Annotated in this window: 15 protein-coding genes; 6 read left to right on the top strand and 9 right to left on the bottom strand. The window is 62.0% G+C overall.

All coding sequences use genetic code 11. The features are described 5' to 3' along the window. Window positions 1–40: 40 nt before the first annotated feature. From PKB_RS29815 to gbcB, 9 genes are all read right to left on the bottom strand, one after another. Window positions 41–1,285: a hypothetical protein gene (locus PKB_RS29815; protein WP_156958101.1), complete on the bottom strand. Its 1,245-nt coding sequence runs from the start codon at window positions 1,283–1,285 to the stop codon at window positions 41–43. After that, a complete protein-coding gene (locus tag PKB_RS29475; RefSeq protein ID WP_084166757.1) occupies window positions 1,278–2,414 on the bottom strand; it encodes a nucleoid-associated protein in 1,137 nt (378 codons plus the stop codon). The genes PKB_RS29815 and PKB_RS29475 overlap by 8 nt, the downstream gene beginning before the upstream one ends. Before the next feature lie 178 nt (window positions 2,415–2,592). Next, entirely contained in the window at window positions 2,593–3,066 is a 474-nt protein-coding gene (locus PKB_RS28280) for a BRO-N domain-containing protein (protein WP_043256612.1), read from the bottom strand. A gap of 1,228 nt (window positions 3,067–4,294) precedes the next feature. Further along, the gene (locus PKB_RS28275) at window positions 4,295–4,660 is read right to left on the bottom strand and encodes a helix-turn-helix transcriptional regulator (RefSeq protein WP_052355404.1); all 366 of its coding nucleotides are present in this window, start codon (window positions 4,658–4,660) and stop codon (window positions 4,295–4,297) included. After that, window positions 4,657–5,976: a type II toxin-antitoxin system HipA family toxin gene (locus PKB_RS28270; protein ID WP_043256610.1), complete on the bottom strand. Its 1,320-nt coding sequence runs from the start codon at window positions 5,974–5,976 to the stop codon at window positions 4,657–4,659. Before PKB_RS28270 ends, PKB_RS28275 begins: the two co-directional genes overlap by 4 nt. Before the next feature lie 234 nt (window positions 5,977–6,210). Beyond that, entirely contained in the window at window positions 6,211–6,636 is a 426-nt protein-coding gene (locus PKB_RS28265; protein WP_043256608.1) for a GNAT family N-acetyltransferase, read from the bottom strand. 45 nt (window positions 6,637–6,681) lie between these two features. After that, entirely contained in the window at window positions 6,682–7,968 is a 1,287-nt protein-coding gene (locus PKB_RS28260; RefSeq protein ID WP_043256607.1) for an NAD(P)/FAD-dependent oxidoreductase, read from the bottom strand. Window positions 7,969–8,071: 103 nt separating this feature from the next. Then, window positions 8,072–8,851: an NYN domain-containing protein gene (locus tag PKB_RS28255; RefSeq protein ID WP_043256604.1), complete on the bottom strand. Its 780-nt coding sequence runs from the start codon at window positions 8,849–8,851 to the stop codon at window positions 8,072–8,074. 205 nt (window positions 8,852–9,056) lie between these two features. Continuing rightward, window positions 9,057–10,157 (bottom strand): glycine-betaine demethylase subunit GbcB, encoded by a 1,101-nt coding sequence (gbcB, locus tag PKB_RS28250; RefSeq protein WP_043256602.1) that lies wholly within the window; start codon window positions 10,155–10,157, stop codon window positions 9,057–9,059. 424 nt (window positions 10,158–10,581) lie between these two features. On the opposite strand from gbcB, the gene gbcA reads away from it, so the two are divergent. The 6 genes from gbcA (at window position 10,582) to etfA (ending at window position 19,560) form a co-directional block, all read left to right on the top strand. Further along, complete coding sequence (gbcA, locus tag PKB_RS28245; RefSeq protein WP_043256600.1) at window positions 10,582–11,871, top strand: glycine-betaine demethylase subunit GbcA; 1,290 nt, start codon at window positions 10,582–10,584, stop codon at window positions 11,869–11,871. Window positions 11,872–12,332: 461 nt separating this feature from the next. Beyond that, complete coding sequence (locus PKB_RS28240) at window positions 12,333–13,310, top strand: dipeptidase (RefSeq protein ID WP_043256598.1); 978 nt, start codon at window positions 12,333–12,335, stop codon at window positions 13,308–13,310. 92 nt (window positions 13,311–13,402) lie between these two features. Continuing rightward, window positions 13,403–13,933 carry a DUF5943 domain-containing protein gene (locus tag PKB_RS28235; RefSeq protein WP_043256596.1) on the top strand — a complete coding sequence of 177 codons (531 nt, stop codon included), beginning with the start codon at window positions 13,403–13,405 and terminating at the stop codon, window positions 13,931–13,933. An 84-nt stretch (window positions 13,934–14,017) separates the two neighbouring features. Continuing rightward, entirely contained in the window at window positions 14,018–16,078 is a 2,061-nt protein-coding gene (gene dgcA, locus PKB_RS28230; RefSeq protein WP_043256594.1) for a dimethylglycine demethylation protein DgcA, read from the top strand. Window positions 16,079–16,229: 151 nt separating this feature from the next. Continuing rightward, complete coding sequence (dgcB, locus tag PKB_RS28225) at window positions 16,230–18,194, top strand: dimethylglycine demethylation protein DgcB (protein WP_043256590.1); 1,965 nt, start codon at window positions 16,230–16,232, stop codon at window positions 18,192–18,194. Window positions 18,195–18,327: 133 nt separating this feature from the next. After that, complete coding sequence (gene etfA / locus PKB_RS28220; protein WP_043256588.1) at window positions 18,328–19,560, top strand: electron transfer flavoprotein subunit alpha; 1,233 nt, start codon at window positions 18,328–18,330, stop codon at window positions 19,558–19,560. The last annotated feature ends 14 nt before the right edge of the window (window positions 19,561–19,574 follow it).

Here is a 19,574-nt window from a genome sequence, read left to right as displayed (position 1 = left end):
TAGGGGGTACGAAAAGGCCGGTCAGTTTGACCGGCCTTTTTTATATACATAGCTTATAGCCAAAGGCTGCCTTTATAAGGCTACTTAAAAAAGCATTGATTCCTGTGTGCCATTTTTCATAGCAGACTGCAATTGTTCCAATCGTGGGGATCATGCTAATTGCGAAGAAAATAAATAGGATTTTGGAAAGAAATCGTTCTTGTTTATCTATTTCGTCATAGGATTTTTTAAAAAGCTCGCGTATTTCCCGTCGTTGCGTTACGGCCTTCTTGTTGAATTGGTCAAAAATTATTCTTATCCCGCTTTTGATTCTATCGATACTTAGCTTTTGATTGTACAAGGTCCCAAATGAGACTACTGATACTATTATCATGCCAATGATGATGGCGGTTATTTCTACAGGGTTTTCTGATTTATCTAACCCTATCAGGCCAACTAAAGAAACTGGAAGTGCTAATAGCTTCCCGGATATGTCACTAAAAGTCGAACTCAGCTTGGCTCCATATTCTAATTCGGCTTTTGCAATATCGTCTCGTATTTTTGCAAAAGAGAATCCATATACAAAAGTTTGAAGGTTCACCCAGTAGCTTTGCAGAATGTCGTCCCAATATTTAAGGATCGACATTAGTTCGATGTGGCGATTTTTTTCATGAGGTACATTTTCTATTATTGCTGCACAAAATATTAGCTTTCTTTCTTCCATGTTTAGTTTGTGCTCGGCGACTTTATTCGTTAGGAGCGAAAGCAAGTGGGGGTGTCTTATTTTGTAATTAAATATCTCTTCTGAGACTTTTGTGTTGACGCTAAAGGTCTTTAAGGTTCTTTCGTTCTCTCCGGGCGCCGAAAAAAATAAGGTATAACTGTTTGCGCTTGAGGTTGTGTCGGAGGTTGTGGCTAATAGGCTTAGGTTTTTAATTATTTCTAGTGCATTCTTAAGTTTTGTGTGTTTCTGGTTGGCTTTATTATCTGATGTTGCCCAATCTTCGCTTGTAATATAGAAGTGTTCTGGGCATTGGCATTTTCCGAGGGCTCGGGATGATTTCACCAGTTCTTCGAAAGTCTCATAGAATCCGACTTTTCCGTCAGATGCTATTCGGAACGAATATTCTATTTCGTCATTTGAGTGTTTGGGTTGTTCTTCAAAGAAGCCTAATTTGTTATCAGATTCAATTAACTTGAGATGCCTCCATAGCTCATCGCTGTATGGTCCTTTATAGTGTATTTCCCCTCCCGATATTTTTGGCTTTCCTGAGGCCCTATAGACCTTTACCAGTTCGCTAAACATTTTTTTCTTCGCCGAAAAGTTGCTTTTCTATTTTTATTTTTAAGTCGTCAGGGATGGAAGAGAGAGTTAGCGTTTGGTGGTCCTTGTCATAGAATACTGAACTGTTCGCTGTATCTCCTAAAGCACTGGTTTCAAATTCTAACTCCCAGTTCGAAGTGCTTCCTTTCATCTTTATACGTTTGTTGAGTTCGGCTCGGTTTACAGTAAATTCTTGTGGAAGTTGATTTTCTTCGCTATTTAGTTCGTCACTAAGTGAGTCGATTTCAGATGCTAGCTCGGCAAATTCTGCAGGAATTGCTGATTTTGCGGCATTAATAATTCCATCTAGACTTGCTTTCTTTTCACTTTCCTCGTGCTCGCTGTCAAGCTTTGCCCTGAGATATCGTATTACGGCTTCTTTGGCTGGCTTTTTAAAAGGGCTGAGCTTTTCATTTCCTTTGAAATATTCATAAACTAAGTCTATTGCCTTTTTTGTTGCTCTAGCAGATGTAATCCCTTTTTCGCAGCCTAGCGCCTCAATGAAGTAACGAGATGCGTCACTTTTGCCTTTGCTTATGAAGCACAAATAAGTCTTATCGGTTTCCTCAGCTTCGGCTAAATGCATTGGCTGTCCGTAAGATTTAAATTTATCTATGTTGATTCTTGCCGCATGAGCGATTTGAGAAAAATCGATATTAGCGGATTCGATTGGCTCATAGTTTTTCCCCAATCGCAATCCGTCTTTTTCTTTTACGCTAGTTACAAGCAGAAAATGTCTCCCCTCGCTTCTGTATGCGGATATCAGAATGTGTCCGCCAGTTGCCAGTAACGAGTCATCTGCTTGTTTTATTAGTTCAGAGAGAACCGTTTTGGAAAGATCCTCAAAGATTTTTGTATCATTCGGGGATGAAATATACTTCCTAATTCCATCAGGGAAGAGCCCTTCACGCTTTCCGTCGGAAAATTGCCCCCAGAAAACTTTGTTCTTTTCTTTCCCTAATAACGTGTGAATGTCTTGGACAAGCTTTATTACGGCGGGTTTTTGTGGGTTGAAAAGCGGCTGTATTACGGTTTTATTGTGATTTACGCCCTTTTTAAATTGTTCCTTTTCGAAGCTGTGGATAACTGCAAAATATAGTTCAAATGCCATTTTCGGTCCCTGAAATTATTAAGGTTTGCTCGTGGGGTAATCTTTGTAACTTGTGGGTTTTCAAATTTAATTTAAGAGTAAGTATATTTCGTTGACTCTTGTATGACCTTACGCATTGCTTTGGCTTTCTGCCATATGTCAGCGGGAATTTTTTGGGGTTAGGCAGGGTGGTTGAAGCTCATAGCTCTAGGGGAGTCGAGCTTTCATCGCATACAAGTCTCGGCATCTCCTCCCAAGCCACCCAAAGCTCCCCCTGCCACTCCAGCAACATCATCTGCCGCTGCTGCCAACTCATCATCACGCGCCGAGGTGCGGGGCCGTCCGGGGCGTATTGGTCACGGAGGGTGGGGATGACTTCTCTTGTCAGCCAGCTATCTAGGTGCAGGCTTTCCGGGTGGCCGAAGCGGACCAGGGCTTTGTAGAGGCCGGCTTCGTTGATGACGTCGACGGGTTCTTCGCTTTCGGTGGCGTAGCGCAGGTGGATGCGTTGGGTTTCGTGGGGTTGCAGGCGGCGGTGCAGGGATTGGGGGTGTTGCAGGCCTAGCATTCGGGCCACGTCGTGGCCGACGAACCAGGGTTGGTTGTCGATCATTACGCCGCGCAGGGGGCGGTTGTGGCGGGTGAAGAAGGTGGGGGTGTATGCGTCGTGCATGGTGAAGCTCCTATTAGTCGATCAGAGCTGCCACCTACGTCGCCAAACGGAGGGTGGCAGACCGCGCGGGGTTGGCGAACCGGCTAATAGGACCCGGCAGACCCGAAGGTCTCCCCGCGCGATCCGCCATTGAGCGTTGCAGTTTCCTGCAATCGTGCGGGGGCCTGCAGAAACATTCGCCGTTTCCGCATGCACCAGCTGGCGCTATCGCGCCTATTAGCTCCGAGTCGCCAAACCCGGATCACGGGATTGACCGTGACCGCCGCAGGATAGGGAGGTGGTTGGGTGGGGGCAAGGGCGCGAATGTCTCAGGGGGCGGTGTAGGAGCGCGCCATGCGCGCGAATCGCGGCCATGGGCCGCTCCTACAGGGTTGTGCCGTGTTTTCCCTTCACGTCATCCCCGCGAATGCGGGGACCCAGAAAATGGATTTCCAGAGGAACATCCGCGCGCACCGGACCGCCCCTTACAGAAGGCCGAGCTAAGCCCACGCAGAGGAGGTTGCGCGACATGGATGTCGCAAAAGCCACGATCAGTACAAGGACGTACTGTCGGGGCGGGCCTCCGGGTGCGTGGGGATGTGCGAGGGAAGTCCGGCTCCGCCGGACCCGTATGTCGGGGCAAGCGTTCTTGGTTACTTCTTTGAGGTTCGGCTCCCCGACGTTTGAAAGAAGTGACTCGCCGAGGGGCGAAACAAGATCTATCCGAGCATGCTGGAGCGGCGCATGCACACCGGGCCATTTGTGCTCTTCATGCGAGGGCAGGTCCAAGCATCTCGTTTGGCGTAGCGCGCCGCATTGGCGTTTGTGGATGTCTTTTGTTTCGCCCCCTCGGGCGAGTCACTTTCTCAAACGCCAGAAAGTAACCAAAGCGCTTGCCCCGTCATACGGGCCCGATGAAGCCGGGCTACCCTCACGAACTCCCCCGCACCGGAGGCCCGCCCCGAAAGTACGTCCCTGTAGCCCGCGGGGCTCTCGCGACATCCATGTCGCATGACCTCCTCAGCGTGGGTTTCGTTCGGCCTTCTGAAAGGGGCAGTCCGGTGCGCGCGGATGTTTCTCTGGAAGTCTGAAGAGCCTGAGCCAGAGCGCTTTTCGTAGGGCGAATAACGCTACGCGTTATCCGCCGTTGCTTCGCGCCGGTGTTTGGCGGCGGATAACCCCTTCGGGGTTATTCGCCCTACGGGAGATCGCGGGTGCCGGTGGGAGCGCGAGTGGTCTTGCCTGTCCGCTAGGCGCCGGTCTTCTTGCTTGCCAGGCGCTTCAGGTTCGCCCCGCGCTTTTGCGGTGTTGCCGGCTCCTTGCCGAGCTTGTGGTCGTTTTCGTCGCGGTAGATCGAGCCGAGCGTCATGCCCATGCCGAACGGCCTCAGGATGCTGTTGAGGGTGTTGACGGTCGGGTTGCCCTTGTCGTTCTCCAGGGAGGACAGGGTCTTCACGGTCATCTTGCAGATCTTCGCGAACGACGCCTGGTCCAGCCCGGTGATCTCCAGGCGTATCCGCCGGATCGAGGTGCCCAGGCTTTCCTGCCCCGCCATGCTCCGGGCCTTGATGTCATCGAGGAGGTTTTGGCGTTCTTCCAGGCTGAGAATTTTCATAGCAGGCCCCACTCCTTCAGGCGGGCATCCAGGTTGTTCACGGGGATCGACTGGGCGCTTCGAATCTCTTCCGGCATGTCTTTCAGAAGCCCAGGGAGGGCGCGGAAATCCTGGGCTGCCTTGCGCAGGCGGTCATGAAGGTCGACTTCGCTCATCAGTTGTCCGAACTGACCGCAGACCGCCCGCCAGTCGGGGGCGCCGGCGATTTCGCTTGCCCATTTGGTGACCCGGGTGACGCCCTCGGGGTCGAGCACCATGGGGGCCAGGTCGTAGATGGGCGCGAGCTTGAAGCGACCCTGGTGGCGGAGTATCGACAGGTTCCGGCCGTGGTTGTCGGAGTTGCCGAGTATGCGGTTCAGCAGGTCGCGGCGGATGTACTCGAACACCAGGTCTTCGATCTCTTCTTCCTGGCTGTTGCCTCGCCAGAGGCTGATCAGGCGGCCGATCACCTCTTCATGGCGCATGTGCGAACCGGGGAGAGTATTGCCGCAAACGGAGTAGATCGACTCCATCGCAATGCGCTCGACAGCCCCGTCTGGCCGAACCTCGCGGTCGAAGCGGGGCATCCAGAGGCTGGGCTTTTCCGCTTCTTCCAGGACCAGACCCTTGGTGGAAACGGTATCCAGGCCCAACTCGGCAATCGCGCGGTAGTAGTGGTACTCGGCTCGCAGGATGTTCTTGTCGCGCTCGCTGACATTGTTGCGAGCGAACTTCACCAGCCAGTGCCTGCGAGCCTGGCGATCCGGCAGCGTTGCGTCGGCATGCAGGGCGCCGTCCTGGTCTTCGGTCATCAGCAGCTTGGGCGCCTCGCCCTGAGCGCCAGTGGCTCCGCCAATGGCAGCCCCTTGTTCGTAGGCGTATTCGAGGAAGGTGTTCGTGCGCTGGATAACCTCGCTGCGGGGGAAGGCGACGATTCGGCTCATATCGAGCTGCTCGAACGACTCCTTCACGCGCAAATGCCCTATGGGGGCCGGGGTGCAGCGCTTCAGCAGGAACAGGTCCAGCTCGACGTCCCGGGGCTTTTCGCTTTCGAATCGGCGAATGAGCGATTTCCGGGCCGCGCCGGCGGGGATGATGTCGTAGATGAACGCTGGATAGCCGTCGGTGCGAACGGCATTCCAGTTCATCGGCAAGTTCACGCTGACGGCTGGCTCGAAGGGAGATTCGATGCGGTCGATGAAGGTGAGGAGGTAATCACCGAGGTACGCCGTCGAGCACTTGCTGCGCTCGACAGCGGCGGGGGAGTCCACGGTGAGCACGAGAGCATCGTGCCAGTGGCCTTCAACGAAGGTTTGGATCGTCAGCTGCTCGGGCATGAGGACTGAACCAGAAATATATTTCTCGAAATCCTAGTTCTCCCTTCATTTTCGAGCAATATATTTCTTGATACGGTCTGCTTTGTTGATTATCTGGAAGTATAGTTCCAGTTTGTGGGTGGCCTCTGCCTATACCCGTAGGGCGAATAACGCTACGCGTTATCTGCCGTTGCTCTGCGCTGGTGATTGGCGGCGGATAACCCCTTCGGGGTTATTCGCCCTACGAACAGAGGGTCAGGCGCTGAGGCGTTTCTTCAGGTAGATGCGCTGATGGCCCGGCGGGCAGTCTTCCAGCACGCCCATCACTTCGAAGCCTTGCTTCTGGTAGAAGCCCGGCGCCTGGAAGCTGTAGGTGTAGAGGAACACGCCCACGCATTCGCGGCGGCGGGCTTCTTCTTCGGCGAGGGCGATCAGCTGGGCGCCCAGGCCCGAGCCGCGTTGGTCGGATTGCAGCCAGAGGTAGTCGATGTACATCCAGCCCATGCCCGAGTGGCCGAACAGGCCGCCGACCACCTGGCCGCTTTCGTCGCGGGCGTAGAGTTCGATGTCGATGTAGCCGCCGGGCGTTTTCATCTGTTCGAGGTTGTAGGCCTCGAGGCCCTGGGTCACGACTTCGCGGGCCTGGGCGTCGGCGCCGAGGTTGAATTGGTACTGCGGCATGGGGGGCTCCGGTAGGGCAAAGGCGCGAGTTTAGGCGAAACCCGTTCAGCCGTTGAGACGTCGTACGTCGAACGCGTCGCGCAGCTCGTAGGCGGTGTAGGTCGCCTGGGCGGCGGCCATGCCGGCGAGGCCGTAGGCGTTGGGCAGGCCGAAGCGTTTGAAGCCCGCCGGCACCGCTTGCTTGCCGCTGATGGCGTCGGCGAGCACTTCGCCGGCTACCGTGGTTGGTGCCATGCCGTGGCCGCCAAAGCCGATGGCGTGCCAGATGCCGGCTTCGTCCTGGCCTATTTGCGCCATCAGGTGGCGGGCGTAGCTCATCAGGCCGCCCCAGGAGTATTCGACCTTCACGCCTTCGAGCTGTGGATAAACCGCCAGCAGGTCGCGTTGGAGCAGGCCGGCGATGGCCTCCGGGCCGCGGTTGAGGATGGAGATGCGGCCGCCCCAGAGGATGCGCGTGTCGGCCAGCGGGCGGTAGTAATCGAAGGCGAAGCGGGTGTCGTAGACCGCCGCGCGGGTGGCGATGGCGTCTTTCAGGCGTTCGCCCAGGGGTTCGGTGGCCATGACGTAGGTGGCGATCGGCAGTACCGAACGCTCGATGGGGCGGTAGACGCCGCGTGCGTAGCCGCCGCCGCAGAACACCACTTGCTCTGCATGCACTTCGCCGTCGGCCGTGCGTACGACGTAGCGTCCGTCGCGCTTCTCGATGCCTTGCGCCGGGCTGCCTTCGTGGATGCGTACGCCCAGGCCGGCTGCCGCGCGGGCTATGCCGCCGCAGTATTTCAGCGGGTGGAAGTGGAAGGCGTTGCGTTCCAGCAGGCCGCCGAAATAGTGGGCGCTTTTCAGCTGCTCGCGCAGCGCGGCGGTGGAGATCGGCTCCCAGTCCACGCCGTAGGCGCTCTTCATCAGCTGGCGTGGTTTTTCCAGGCGCGAGGGTTCGTTGAACCAGTTGGCGAGGATCACGCCTTCGTCCACCAGGTCGCAGTCGATGCCGTAGTGGCGCACGCGCTGGCGGATCAGGTCGACCGCTTCGAGGGTCAGGTGGTAGAGCCGCCGCGCTTCCTCGGCGCCGAGGGTGGCGAGCAGGTCGGCGTTGCCCAGGCTGTAGCCGCCGAAGACGAAGCCGCCATTGCGCCCGGAGGCGCCGTGGCCGACCTGGTGCGACTCCAGCAGCACCACGTCGCTGACACCGCGCTCGGCCAGCCCGAGTGCGGTGTTCAGGCCGGCGAGGCCGCCGCCGAGGATGCACACGCGGGCATCGAGGCGGCCGCGCTGGGCGGCGAAGGGCGGGCGTTCGGCGGTGGCTTCGTAGTAGGTCTGGCTGAAGGCGGGCATGGGTGCGGTTCGATTGAGTTATTTGAACGACTGTTTAGCGTCGCGGGCGGGGCGGGACAACTGAAAATTCCTCCGCATGTCATTCCCTGGCGTCATGCAGGGCTCATTTGCGCACATTGCGTACGTAGAAGTCCTTGCCGCCGCCATTGCTGCCGCCGCGCGCCTGCAGCTCGAAGCGCTTGGGTTGGCTCTTGATCAGGTCGCTGAGCTTCTTGAAGCCGTACAGCCGCGCATCGAAGGCCGGGCGCAGCTTGCTGATGCTCTGCCCGAGGGCGCCGAGGCCGACCCAGTCGTCCTCGTCGTCGCCAATGTCGTCGAGCAGCTTGGCGATGAAGTCCAGCGGCGCCTTCTGCGGCTTGGGCTTGGCTTCGGCCTTGGGCGCCTGGGGCTGGCCGGCTTCGGCGGGCTCGGGCTGGACTTCGGGCTCGGGGCGGAGGATCTCGGTGTAGATGAACTTGTCGCAGGCGCGCACGAAGGGATCGGGCGTCTTGCTTTCGCCGAAGCCATAGACCATCAGCCCCTCTTCGCGCAGGCGCGCGGCCAGGCGGGTGAAGTCGCTGTCGCTGGAGACCAGGCAGAAGCCGTCGAAGCGGCGGGTGTAGAGCAGGTCCATGGCGTCGATGATCAGCGCGCTGTCGGTGGCGTTCTTGCCCTTGGTGTAGGCGAACTGCTGGATCGGCTGGATGGAGTGGTCGAGCAGCACCTGCTTCCAGCGGCCGAGCTGCGGCTGGGTCCAGTCGCCGTAGATGCGCTTGACGCTGGCGACGCCGTACTTGGCGATCTCCTCGAACAGGCCTTCGACGATGGCGGCGGGGGCGTTGTCGGCGTCGATCAGGACGGCGAGGTGGGTCTGCTGGCGGGGGCTGGGGGACTTGATGGCCATGCGGGCTCCGGCGGTCGGGTGTGCATGGACCTTAGACCGGGAGCGGGTGGGGTGCGAGTGCAGAGGTTGGCGCAGCCCGGCACGAAAATGGCGGATAACCCCTTCGGGGTTATTCGCCCTACGGGTATGGCGTCGCGCGATATCTCGGCGTGGGAGGGGGATTGGTAGGGCGCATAACCGCGAGGCGGTTATGCGCCGTGGGCGATCAGTACTCGATCACCACATCGCCCTTGGGCACGCTGCAGCACGACAGGATGTAGCCCTCGGCCACATCCTCGTCGGTGATCCCGCCGTTGTGCTCCATGTCCACTTCGCCGGCGCGCTTCATCACCTTGCAGGTGCCGCAGATGCCCATGCCGCAGGCCTTGGGGATGTGCAGGCCGAGCTTGGCGGCGGCGGCGTGGACGGTTTCGCCCGGCGCCACGCGGATGCTCTTGCCGGTTTCGCAGAAGTCCACCAGGTGCAGGTCGGCGGCGGGCACGGCCGGGGCGTCGGCGGCTTCGGCGGCCAGTTCGTTCACTTCCTGGCGGACTTCCGGCGGGGTCGGGCCGAAGGCTTCCTCGTGGTAGCGCGACATGTCGAAGCCCTCGGCTTCGAGCAGGCGCTTGATCGCGTGCATGTAGGGCGTCGGGCCGCAGCAGAAGACTTCGCGTTCCATGAAGTCCGGGGCGATCAGCTGCAGCATGGCCTTGTTCAGGTAGCCGCGATAACCGGCCCAGGTCTCGCCGATCTCGTACTTCTCGCAGATCAGGTGCAGCTTGAAGTTGTTGATCCGCGAGGCCATGTGGTCGAGCTCGCGGTGGTAGATGATGTCCTTCGGCGTGCGCGCGCTGTGCACGAAGATCATGTCGACGTTGCCGTTGGTGTCGAAGAACCAGCGCGCCATGGACATCACCGGGGTGATGCCGACGCCGCCGGAGAGGTAGAGCACCTTGTCGGCCTGGAAGTCGATGGCGTTGAAGTTGCCCACCGGGCCGTGCACCGGGAGCACGTCGCCTTCCTTGAGGTTGTCGTGCAGCCAGTTGGAGACCTTGCCGCCGGGCACGCGCTTGATGGTGATGGAGAAGCTGTAGGGCACCGAGGGCGAGCTGGAGATGGTGTAGGAGCGCATGATCGGCACGCCGTCGATTTCCAGCTCCAGGGTGACGAACTGCCCGGGCTTGAAGAAGAACATCAGCGGCTGGTCGGCGGCGAAGCAGAAGGTGCGCACGTCCCAGGTTTCCTGGATGGCTTTCACGCAGCGCACCAGGTGGCGGCCGTTGGTCCAGGTCTGGGTGTTCACCGGATTGAGGAAGTTGCTCGACATGATGTCTCTCCGCGCACGCCGGCCGTCGTCGGCCTTGTAGGGGCAGCGCCGGGCGGGGGGAGCGTCGCTCTTGCGAGGGCGGCTCAGGCCCCGGCCATTCGGCATGCCTGATGGAACCGATTGTGCGCACGCCCCGTGCCACCCATTTACCTGCCTGCGACATTTGCATGCTTATCGCGACCTGCCGCCTGTGGCGGGGGCTGCCGCGTCGGAAACGGATGCGGTCGTGTCGCCCATGGATAAGGGTGTTTGTCGCCGGCAGCGCCACACTGGTCGCCAGCCGAGCAACGCTATGCCTTGAACGAGGACGGTGGAGAACGCGCACTCGGCGCGCCTCGCATCCGCCGCCATGCCCTGCGTGGCACACCGTATCAGCCACTTATTTCCGCCAGCAGCCACGCGGCTGCGGCATGAGGACCTACCGATGGACGTCACCACCACCCTGAGTCTGGGCGATCCGCTGGAACCGGCCCGCAAGGCCACCGCCGAGATGCTGCGCACTCGCGACCATTCCTTCTCGCTGCCGCAGCCGTTCTACAACGACGAGCGCCTGTTCCAGATCGACATGCAGGAGATCTTCCAGAAGGAATGGCTGATCGCCGGCATGACCAGCGAGATCCCCGCCAAGGGCAACTTCCTCACCGTGCAGATCGGCGACAACCCGGTGATCGTCCTGCGCGGCGCCGAGGGCAAGGTCCACGCCTTCCATAACGTCTGCCGCCACCGTGGCTCGCGCCTGTGCGTGAGCGACAAGGGCAAGGTCGCCAAGCTGGTCTGCCCGTACCACCAGTGGACCTACGAGCTGGACGGCCGCCTGCTGTTCGCCGGCACCGAGATGGGCGACGACTTCGACATGAAGGACTACAGCCTGAAGCCGGTGCACGTTAAGACCGCTGGTGGCTACATCTTCATCTCGCTAGCCGAGAACCCGCCGGCCATCGACGACTTCCTCGCCACCCTGGCTCACTACATGGAGCCCTACGACATGGAGAACACCAAGGTGGCGGTGCAGACCACCTTGATGGAAAAGGCCAACTGGAAGCTGGTGATCGAGAACAACCGCGAGTGCTACCACTGCAACGGTTCGCACCCGGAACTGCTGAAGACCCTGCTGGAGTGGGACGACGTCACCGACCCGCGCGCGAGCCAAGCGTTCAAGGACCAGGTCGCGGCCTGCACCAAGGCCTGGGACGAGGAGAAGATCCCTTACGCCCACGCCAGCTTCGGCCTGCGCAACCGTATCGTGCGCATGCCGCTGCTCGACGGCACCGTGTCCATGACCATGGACGGCAAGCAGGGCTCGAAGAAACTCATGGGCCGCATCAAGAACCCGGACCTGGGCTCGATGCGCATCCTGCACCTGCCGCACTCGTGGAACCACTGCATGGGCGACCACATCATCGTCTTCACCGTGTGGCCGATCAGCGCGCAGGAAACCATGGTCACCACCAAGTGGCTGGTGCACAAGGATGCCGTGGAAGGCGTCGACTACGACGTGCAGCGCCTGCGCGAAGTCTGGGACGCCACCAACGACCAGGACCGTCGCCTGGCCGAGGAAAACCAGCGCGGCATCAACTCCACCGCCTACCAGCCGGGCCCGTACTCGAAGACCTACGAGTTCGGCGTGATCAACTTCCTCGACTGGTACAGCGAGCGCCTGCTCAACAACCTCGGCGAAGAGTCCGCCCACGCGCGACTGGTCGCCGGCGAGTAAGCCCCTACCACCCGGCGCCCCCTTCGCGGGGGCGCCTGCGTTTCGCAGAGGTCCGCATGGACAGCCTGCTCTTCTACGCCAGTTCCACCTTCGTCGGCGCCCTGCTGGCGTGGAACCTGTTCGTCTGCTGGCGCAAGCGCTAGTCGCAGCGAAGCCCTGCTCTTCGTAGGAGCGAGCTTGCTCGCGAACCTGCCCCGCAGCGGAGTCGTTCGCGAGCAAGCTCGCTCCTACAAGGTGCTCCCTGTTCGTCCTTCCTCATTCCCCCGCGCTCTCTAAAACGTCGCGCTCATGCCCGCATGCGCCTGTGCGACGCGGTTGCCGTCGCCCATGTCGTTGCCTTGACGCTTTCGGTACGACCCTAGTCGTTTTCGAACCGGGTCGCCCGGATGGCCGGGGATATGCTGCCTCCAAAGCGTCGGCCAAAGCGCCGGCGCCACCAGCCTGACAAGGGGTAATGCCAGATGAGCCCAGCCGAACTTCACGCCGACAGCATCGTCATCGACGGTCTGATCATCGCCAAGTGGAACCGCGAACTCTTCGAGGACATGCGCAAGGGTGGCCTGACCGCCGCGAACTGCACCGTGTCCGTGTGGGAAGGCTTCCAGGCCACGGTGAACAACATCACCGCGAGCAACAAGCTGATCCGCGAGAATAGCGACCTGGTGATCCCGGTACGCAGCACCGCCGACATCCGCAAGGCCAAGGAGCTGGGCAAGACCGGCATCCTCTACGGCTTCCAGAACGCCCATGCGTTCGAGGACCAGATCGGCTACGTCGAGGTGTTCAAGCAACTGGGCGTGGGCATCGTGCAGATGTGCTACAACACCCAGAACCTCGTGGGCACCGGCTGCTACGAGCGTGACGGCGGCCTCTCCGGCTTCGGTCGCGAGATCGTCGCGGAGATGAACCGCGTCGGCATCATGTGCGACCTGTCCCACGTCGGCTCCAAGACTTCCGAGGAAGTCATCCTCGAGTCCAAGAAGCCGGTCTGCTACTCCCACTGTCTGCCCTCGGGCCTCAAAGAGCACCCGCGCAACAAGTCCGACGAAGAGCTGAAGTTCATCGCCGACCACGGCGGTTTCGTCGGCGTGACCATGTTCGCGCCCTTCCTGGCCAAGGGCATCGACTCGACCATCGACGATTACGCCGAGGCCATCGAGTACGTGATGAACATCGTCGGCGAGGACGCCATCGGCATCGGCACCGACTTCACCCAGGGCCACGGCCAGTCGTTCTTCGAGTGGCTGACCCACGACAAGGGCTACGCCCGCCGCCTGACCAACTTCGGGAAGATCGTCAACCCGCTGGGCATCCGCACCGTGGGCGAGTTCCCCAACCTGACCGAGACCCTGCTCAAGCGCGGCATGCCCGAGCGCGTGGTGCGCAAGGTCATGGGCGAGAACTGGGTCCGCGTCCTGGCGGATGTCTGGGGCGAGTAACGCGCCTCGCAGTCCTCTTCTCCCTAATTCCCTCTTCCCAGCCCTCTCCCCCGACCGGAGAGGGCGCCCAAAGAATCCGGAGCTTTATCACCATGGCCAAACACGCCCCCGAACTGCCCATCGAAGTCGACAGCGAAACCGGTGTCTGGACCACCGACGCCCTGCCGATGCTGTACGTTCCGCGGCATTTCTTCGTCAACAACCACATGGGCATCGAGGAAGAACTGGGCGCCGAGCGCTATGCCGAGATCCTCTACAAGGCCGGCTACAAGTCCGCCTGGCACTGGTGCGAGAAGGAAGCCGAATGCCACGGCATCGAAGGCGTGGCGGTGTTCGAGCACTACATGAAGCGCCTGTCGCAACGCGGCTGGGGCCTGTTCCAGATCGAGCAGATCGACCTCGACAAGGGCACCGCCCAGGTCCGCCTGAAGCACTCGGCCTTCGTGTACGTCTACGGCAAGGTCAATCGCAAGGTCGACTACATGTTCACCGGCTGGTTCGCCGGCGCCATGGACCAGATTCTCCAGGCCCGCGGCAGCAGCATCCGCACCGTCGCCGAGCAGGTGTACAGCGGTTCGGAAGAAGGCCACGACGACGGCCTGTTCATCGTCAAACCCCTCTGACCCTGTAGGAGCGGCCCATGGCCGCGATAAGCGGGCTCGGCCCGCTTCCACAACAAGAACCTCTGATTCCGTGAGGACGCCGCAATGGCTTTCGAGGCAATGTTCCAGCCGATCCAGATCGGCAAACTGACCATCCGCAACCGCGTACTTTCCACCGCTCACGCCGAGGTCTACGCGACCGATGGCGGCATGACGACCGAGCGCTACGTGAAGTACTACGAGGAGAAGGCCAAGGGCGGCATCGGCCTGGCCATCTGCGGCGGTTCTTCGGTGGTTGCCATCGACAGCCCGCAGGGCTGGTGGAAGTCGGTGAACCTGTCCACCGACCGCATCATCCCGCACTTCCAGAACCTCGCCGACGCCATGCACAAGCACGGCGCCAAGATCATGATCCAGATTACCCACATGGGCCGTCGTTCCCGCTGGGACGGCGAGCACTGGCCGACCCTGATGTCGCCCTCGGGTATCCGCGAGCCCGTGCACCGCGCCACCTGCAAGACCATCGAGCCGGAAGAGATCTGGCGCGTGATCGGCAACTACGCGCAGGCCGCACGCCGCGCGAAGGAAGGCGGCCTGGACGGCGTCGAGCTGTCGGCCGTGCACCAGCACATGATCGACCAGTTCTGGAGCCCGCGCGTCAACAAGCGTACCGATGAGTGGGGCGGCACCTTCGAGGGCCGCATGAAGTTCGGCCTGGAAGTGCTCAAGGCCGTGCGCAAGGAAGTCGGCGACGACTTCTGCGTCGGCATGCGCATCTGCGGCGACGAATTCCACCCGGACGGTCTGACCCATGAAGACATGAAGCAGATCGCCAAGTACTACAGCGACACCGGCATGCTCGACTTCATCGGCGTGGTCGGCTCGGGCTGCGACACCCACAACACCCTGGCCAACGTCATCCCGAACATGACCTATCCGCCGGAGCCCTTCCTGCACCTGGCGGCGGGCATCAAGGAAGTGGTCAACGTGCCGGTGCTGCACGCACAGAACATCAAGGACCCGAACCAGGCCACGCGCATCCTCGAAGGCGGCTACGTGGACATGGTCGGCATGACCCGCGCGCACATCGCCGACCCGCACCTGATCGCCAAGATCAAGATGGGCCAGGTCGACCAGATCAAGCAGTGCGTCGGCGCCAACTACTGCATCGACCGCCAGTACCAGGGCCTGGACGTGCTGTGCATCCAGAACGCCGCGACTTCCCGTGAATACATGGGCGTGCCGCACATCATCGAGAAGTCCACCGGACCCAAGCGCAAGGTGGTGGTCGTCGGTGGCGGCCCGGCCGGTATGGAAGCCGCTCGCGTGGCAGCCGAGCGCGGTCACGACGTGACCCTGTTCGAGAAGAAAGACCAACTGGGCGGCCAGATCACCACGGCTTCCAAGGCGCCGCAGCGCGACCAGATCGCCGGCATCACCCGCTGGTTCCAGCTGGAGCTGGCGCGGCTGAACGTCGACCTGCGTCTGGGCACCGCAGCCGATCCGGACACCATCATGGACCTGCGCCCGGACATCGTGGTGCTGGCCAACGGCGGCCATCCGTTCCTCGAGCAGAACGAGCACTGGGGCGCCGCCGAAGGGCTGGTGGTCAGCAGCTGGGACATCCTCGACGGCAAGGTCGCGCCGGGCAAGAACGTGCTGGTGTACGACACCATCTGCGAATTCAGCGGCATGTCCGTGGCCGACTTCCTGGCCGACAAGGGCTCGCTGGTGGAGATCGTCACCGACGACATCAAGCCGGGCGTGGCCATCGGCGGCACCACCTTCCCGACCTACTACCGCAGCATGTACCCCAAGGAAGTGATCATGACCGGGGACCTGATGCTGGAGAAGGTCTACCGCGAGGGCGACAAGCTGGTGGCGGTGCTGGAGAACGAATACACCGGCGCGAAGGAAGAGCGGGTGGTCGACCAGGTCGTGGTCGAGAACGGCGTGCGTCCGGACGAGACCCTGTACTACGCGCTCAAGCAGGGCTCGCGCAACAAGGGCCAGATCGACGTCGAAGCGCTGTTCGCCATCCAGCCGCAGCCCTGCCTGAGCCAGCCCGGCGACGGCTACCTGCTGTTCCGCATCGGCGACTGCGTGGCCCAGCGCAACACCCACGCGGCGATCTACGACGCACTGCGTCTGTGCAAGGATTTCTAAAAGCGGCGCTATCGAATCGTAGGAGCGGGCCATGCCCGCGATGGAACCACCGAGCCATGCCGGCCATTCGCGGGCATGGCCCCGCTCCTACAGATCTCGTCCTGGTGAGGACAGACTCTCCTACAGATCTCGTCCTGGTGAGGACAGACTGATGTTGAACACCCTCCTTCCCATCCTGCTCTTCGCCGCCCTGGCACTGGCCGTGCTGGGCGCCGTGAAGCGCTTCGCCATGTGGCGCCGCGGGCGGCCGTCGAAGGTCGACTGGCTCGGCGGCCTGCTGGCCATGCCGCGTCGCTACCTGGTGGACCTGCACCACGTGGTCGAGCGCGACAAGTACATGTCCAAGACCCACGTGGCCACCGCCGGCGGCTTCGTGCTCGCCGCGCTGCTGGCCATCGTCGTGCATGGCTTCGGCCTGCACAGCCGGATCCTCGGCTTCGCCCTGCTGGCGGCCACCGCGCTGATGTTCACCGGTGCGCTGTTCGTCGCCAAACGCCGCCTCGACCCGCCGTCGCGGCTGTCGAAAGGCCCCTGGATGCGCCTGCCGAAGAGCCTGCTGATGTTCTCCGCGAGCTTCTTCATCGCCACCCTGCCGGTGGCCGGCATCCTCCCGGAAGGCTTCGGCGGCTGGTTCGTCGCCGGCCTGCTCGCCATCGGCGTGGCCTGGGGCGTGTCCGAGCTGTTCCTCGGCATGACCTGGGGCGGGCCGATGAAGCACGCCTTCGCCGGTGCCCTGCACCTGGCCTGGCACCGCCGCGCCGAACGCTTCGGTGGCGGCCGCTCCACCGGCCTGAAGGCCCTGGACCTGACCGACCCGACCGCGCCCCTGGGCGTGGAGAAGCCCACCGATTTCACCTGGAACCAGCTGCTCGGCTTCGACGCCTGCGTGCAGTGCGGCAAGTGCGAGGCCGTGTGCCCGGCCTTCGCCGCCGGCCAGCCGCTGAACCCGAAGAAGCTGATCCAGGACATGGTCATCGGCCTGGCCGGCGGCAACGACGCGAACTTCGCCGGCTCGCCCTATCCGGGCAAGCCGCTCGGCGAGCACAGCGGCGGCCCGCACCAGCCGATCGTGTCGCTGGAGGGCAAGGCCCTGGTCGACGCCGAGACGCTGTGGTCGTGCACCACCTGCCGCGCCTGCGTCGAGGAATGCCCGATGATGATCGAGCACGTCGACGCCATCGTGGACATGCGCCGCCACCTCACCCTGGAGAAGGGCGCGACCCCGAACAAGGGCGCCGAGGTGCTGGAGAACCTGATCGCCACCGACAACCCCGGCGGCTTCGCCCCCGGCGGCCGACTGAACTGGGCGGCTGACCTGAACCTGCCGCTGATGAGCGAGAAGAAGCAGGCCGAGGTGCTGTTCTGGGTCGGCGACGGCGCCTTCGACATGCGCAACCAACGCACCCTGCGCGCCTTCGTGAAGATCCTCAAGGCCGCCAACGTCGACTTCGCCGTGCTCGGCCTGGAAGAGCGCGACAGCGGCGACGTGGCTCGCCGCCTGGGTGACGAGGCGACCTTCCAGACCCTCGCCAAGCGCAATATCGCGACCCTGGCGCAGTACCGCTTCAAGAAGATCGTCAGCTGCGACCCGCACAGCTTCCACGTGCTGAAGAACGAGTACGGCGCACTGGGCGGCAGCTATGACGTGCTGCACCACAGCACCTTCATCGACGAGCTGGTGAAGGCTGGTTCGCTGCAGCTCGGCCAGAGCAAGGCCGACAGCGTGACCTACCACGACCCGTGCTACCTGGGCCGCTACAACGGCGAGTACGAAGCGCCGCGCAACGTGCTCAAGGCCATCGGTATCGAGGTGAAGGAGATGCAACGCTCCGGCTTCCGCTCGCGCTGCTGCGGCGGTGGCGGCGGCGCGCCCATCACCGACATCCCCGGCAAGCAGCGGATTCCGGACATGCGCATGGTCGACATCAAGGAGACCGGTGCGGAACTGGTGGCCGTGGGTTGCCCGCAGTGCACCGCGATGCTCGAAGGCGTGGTAGCCCCGCGCCCGGAGATCAAGGACATCGCCGAACTGGTCGCCGAAGTGCTGATCGAGTCCGCGGAGGCCCCGGCAAAAAAGTCGCCGGCCAAGCGTGAACAAGCGGCGGAGGTGCATTGATGAACGCATGCAACACCCCGCGGCGTGAACCTGTAGGAGCGAGCTTGCTCGCGAACGGGTTGGCGCAGGCGCTTGGGCTGTTCGCGAGCAAGCTCGCTCCTACGAAAAGCATTCGTGCCCTGGAGGCCCTGTCATGAGCGACATCATCCGCCGCGATCCCCGCGCCGAGTGGATCGCCCGCAACCGCCTGCACCCGCTGCATGCGGCCATGCAGTCCGCCCAGGGCGGCGAGGCACGCTGGATGGGCCCCCATGGCGTCATCCGCAAGAATCCCCATGCCGTCGGCTTCGTCGGCCCCAACGGGGTCAAGCGCATCGACCGTTCCGGCGGCCAGCAGGGTGGTCTCGGCAAGCGCAGCAGCGCGCCCGAGGTCGTGCAGCTGCCGTTGCATGTCGTCGAGCAACCGGCCTTCCACATCGCCGTGGTACCGGACATGGTCGGCGGCCGCCTCTCCAGCCACGACCGCGACCTGCTGGGCCTGGCCCGCAAGCTCGCCGGCAACGACGGCGCGGTGCTGGCGGTTGTATTCGGCGAGCACAAGGAATCGGCCTTCGACACGGCTGGCGTCGACCGCCTGCTGTTGGTCGAAGGTGACGAGTACGCCGGCTACGCGCCGGAGCAACGGGTGCTGGCGCTGCGCGCCGTGGAAAGCCAGTTCGCCCCGCGCCACTGGCTGCTGCCCGACAGCCGCACCGGTGGCGGCGAGCTGGGTCGGCGCCTGGCGGCGAGCTTGGGCGAACGCCCGGCCACGCGCGTCTGGCAGGCCGAGGGCGAGCGCTGCATCGGTCGCGCCGGTGCCGGCCAGCAGGACATCCACCGGCCGCTGGCGCGGCTGATCCTGGCTGCCGCCGAGTGCGCCGAGCCGGTCAGCGAGACTCGCCACGAAGCCCGCGTCGTCGAGCTGCAAGGCGGCGTCGCACGCAATCTGCCGCGCATCGAAGACCTCGGCCCGGTGGCCGTGGACCCGGCGCAGATTCCCATGGCCGAGGCGGAGTTCATCCTCTCCGGCGGCAACGGCATCAAGGACTGGGACCTGTTCCACCGCGCCGCCGTCGCCCTTGGCGCCACCGAAGGCGCCTCGCGCGTGGCGGTGGACGATGGGCACATGCCGCGCGCGCGCCAGGTCGGCGCCACCGGCACCTGGGTCACCGCGCGGGTCTACCTGGCGGTGGGCATCTCCGGGGCGATCCAGCACCTGCAGGGCATCGGCTCCTGCGACAAGGTGGTGGCGATCAACCTCGATGCCGGCTGCGACATGATCAAGCGCGCCGACCTGTCGGTGATCGGCGATTCCTCGGCGATCCTCCAGGCGCTGATCCGCCTGGCCGAGGAGTACCGCGATGGAGCGGCGCGCGATGCAGCTTGAGTGCGGGATGAATC

Origin of the sequence: Pseudomonas knackmussii B13 (genome assembly GCF_000689415.1) — a bacterium.
In the GTDB taxonomy this organism is placed as follows: Bacteria; Pseudomonadota; Gammaproteobacteria; order Pseudomonadales; family Pseudomonadaceae; genus Pseudomonas; species Pseudomonas knackmussii.
The sequence above is the reverse complement of the archived record's forward strand: the minus strand, read 5'-3'. Positions and strand labels throughout refer to the sequence as shown.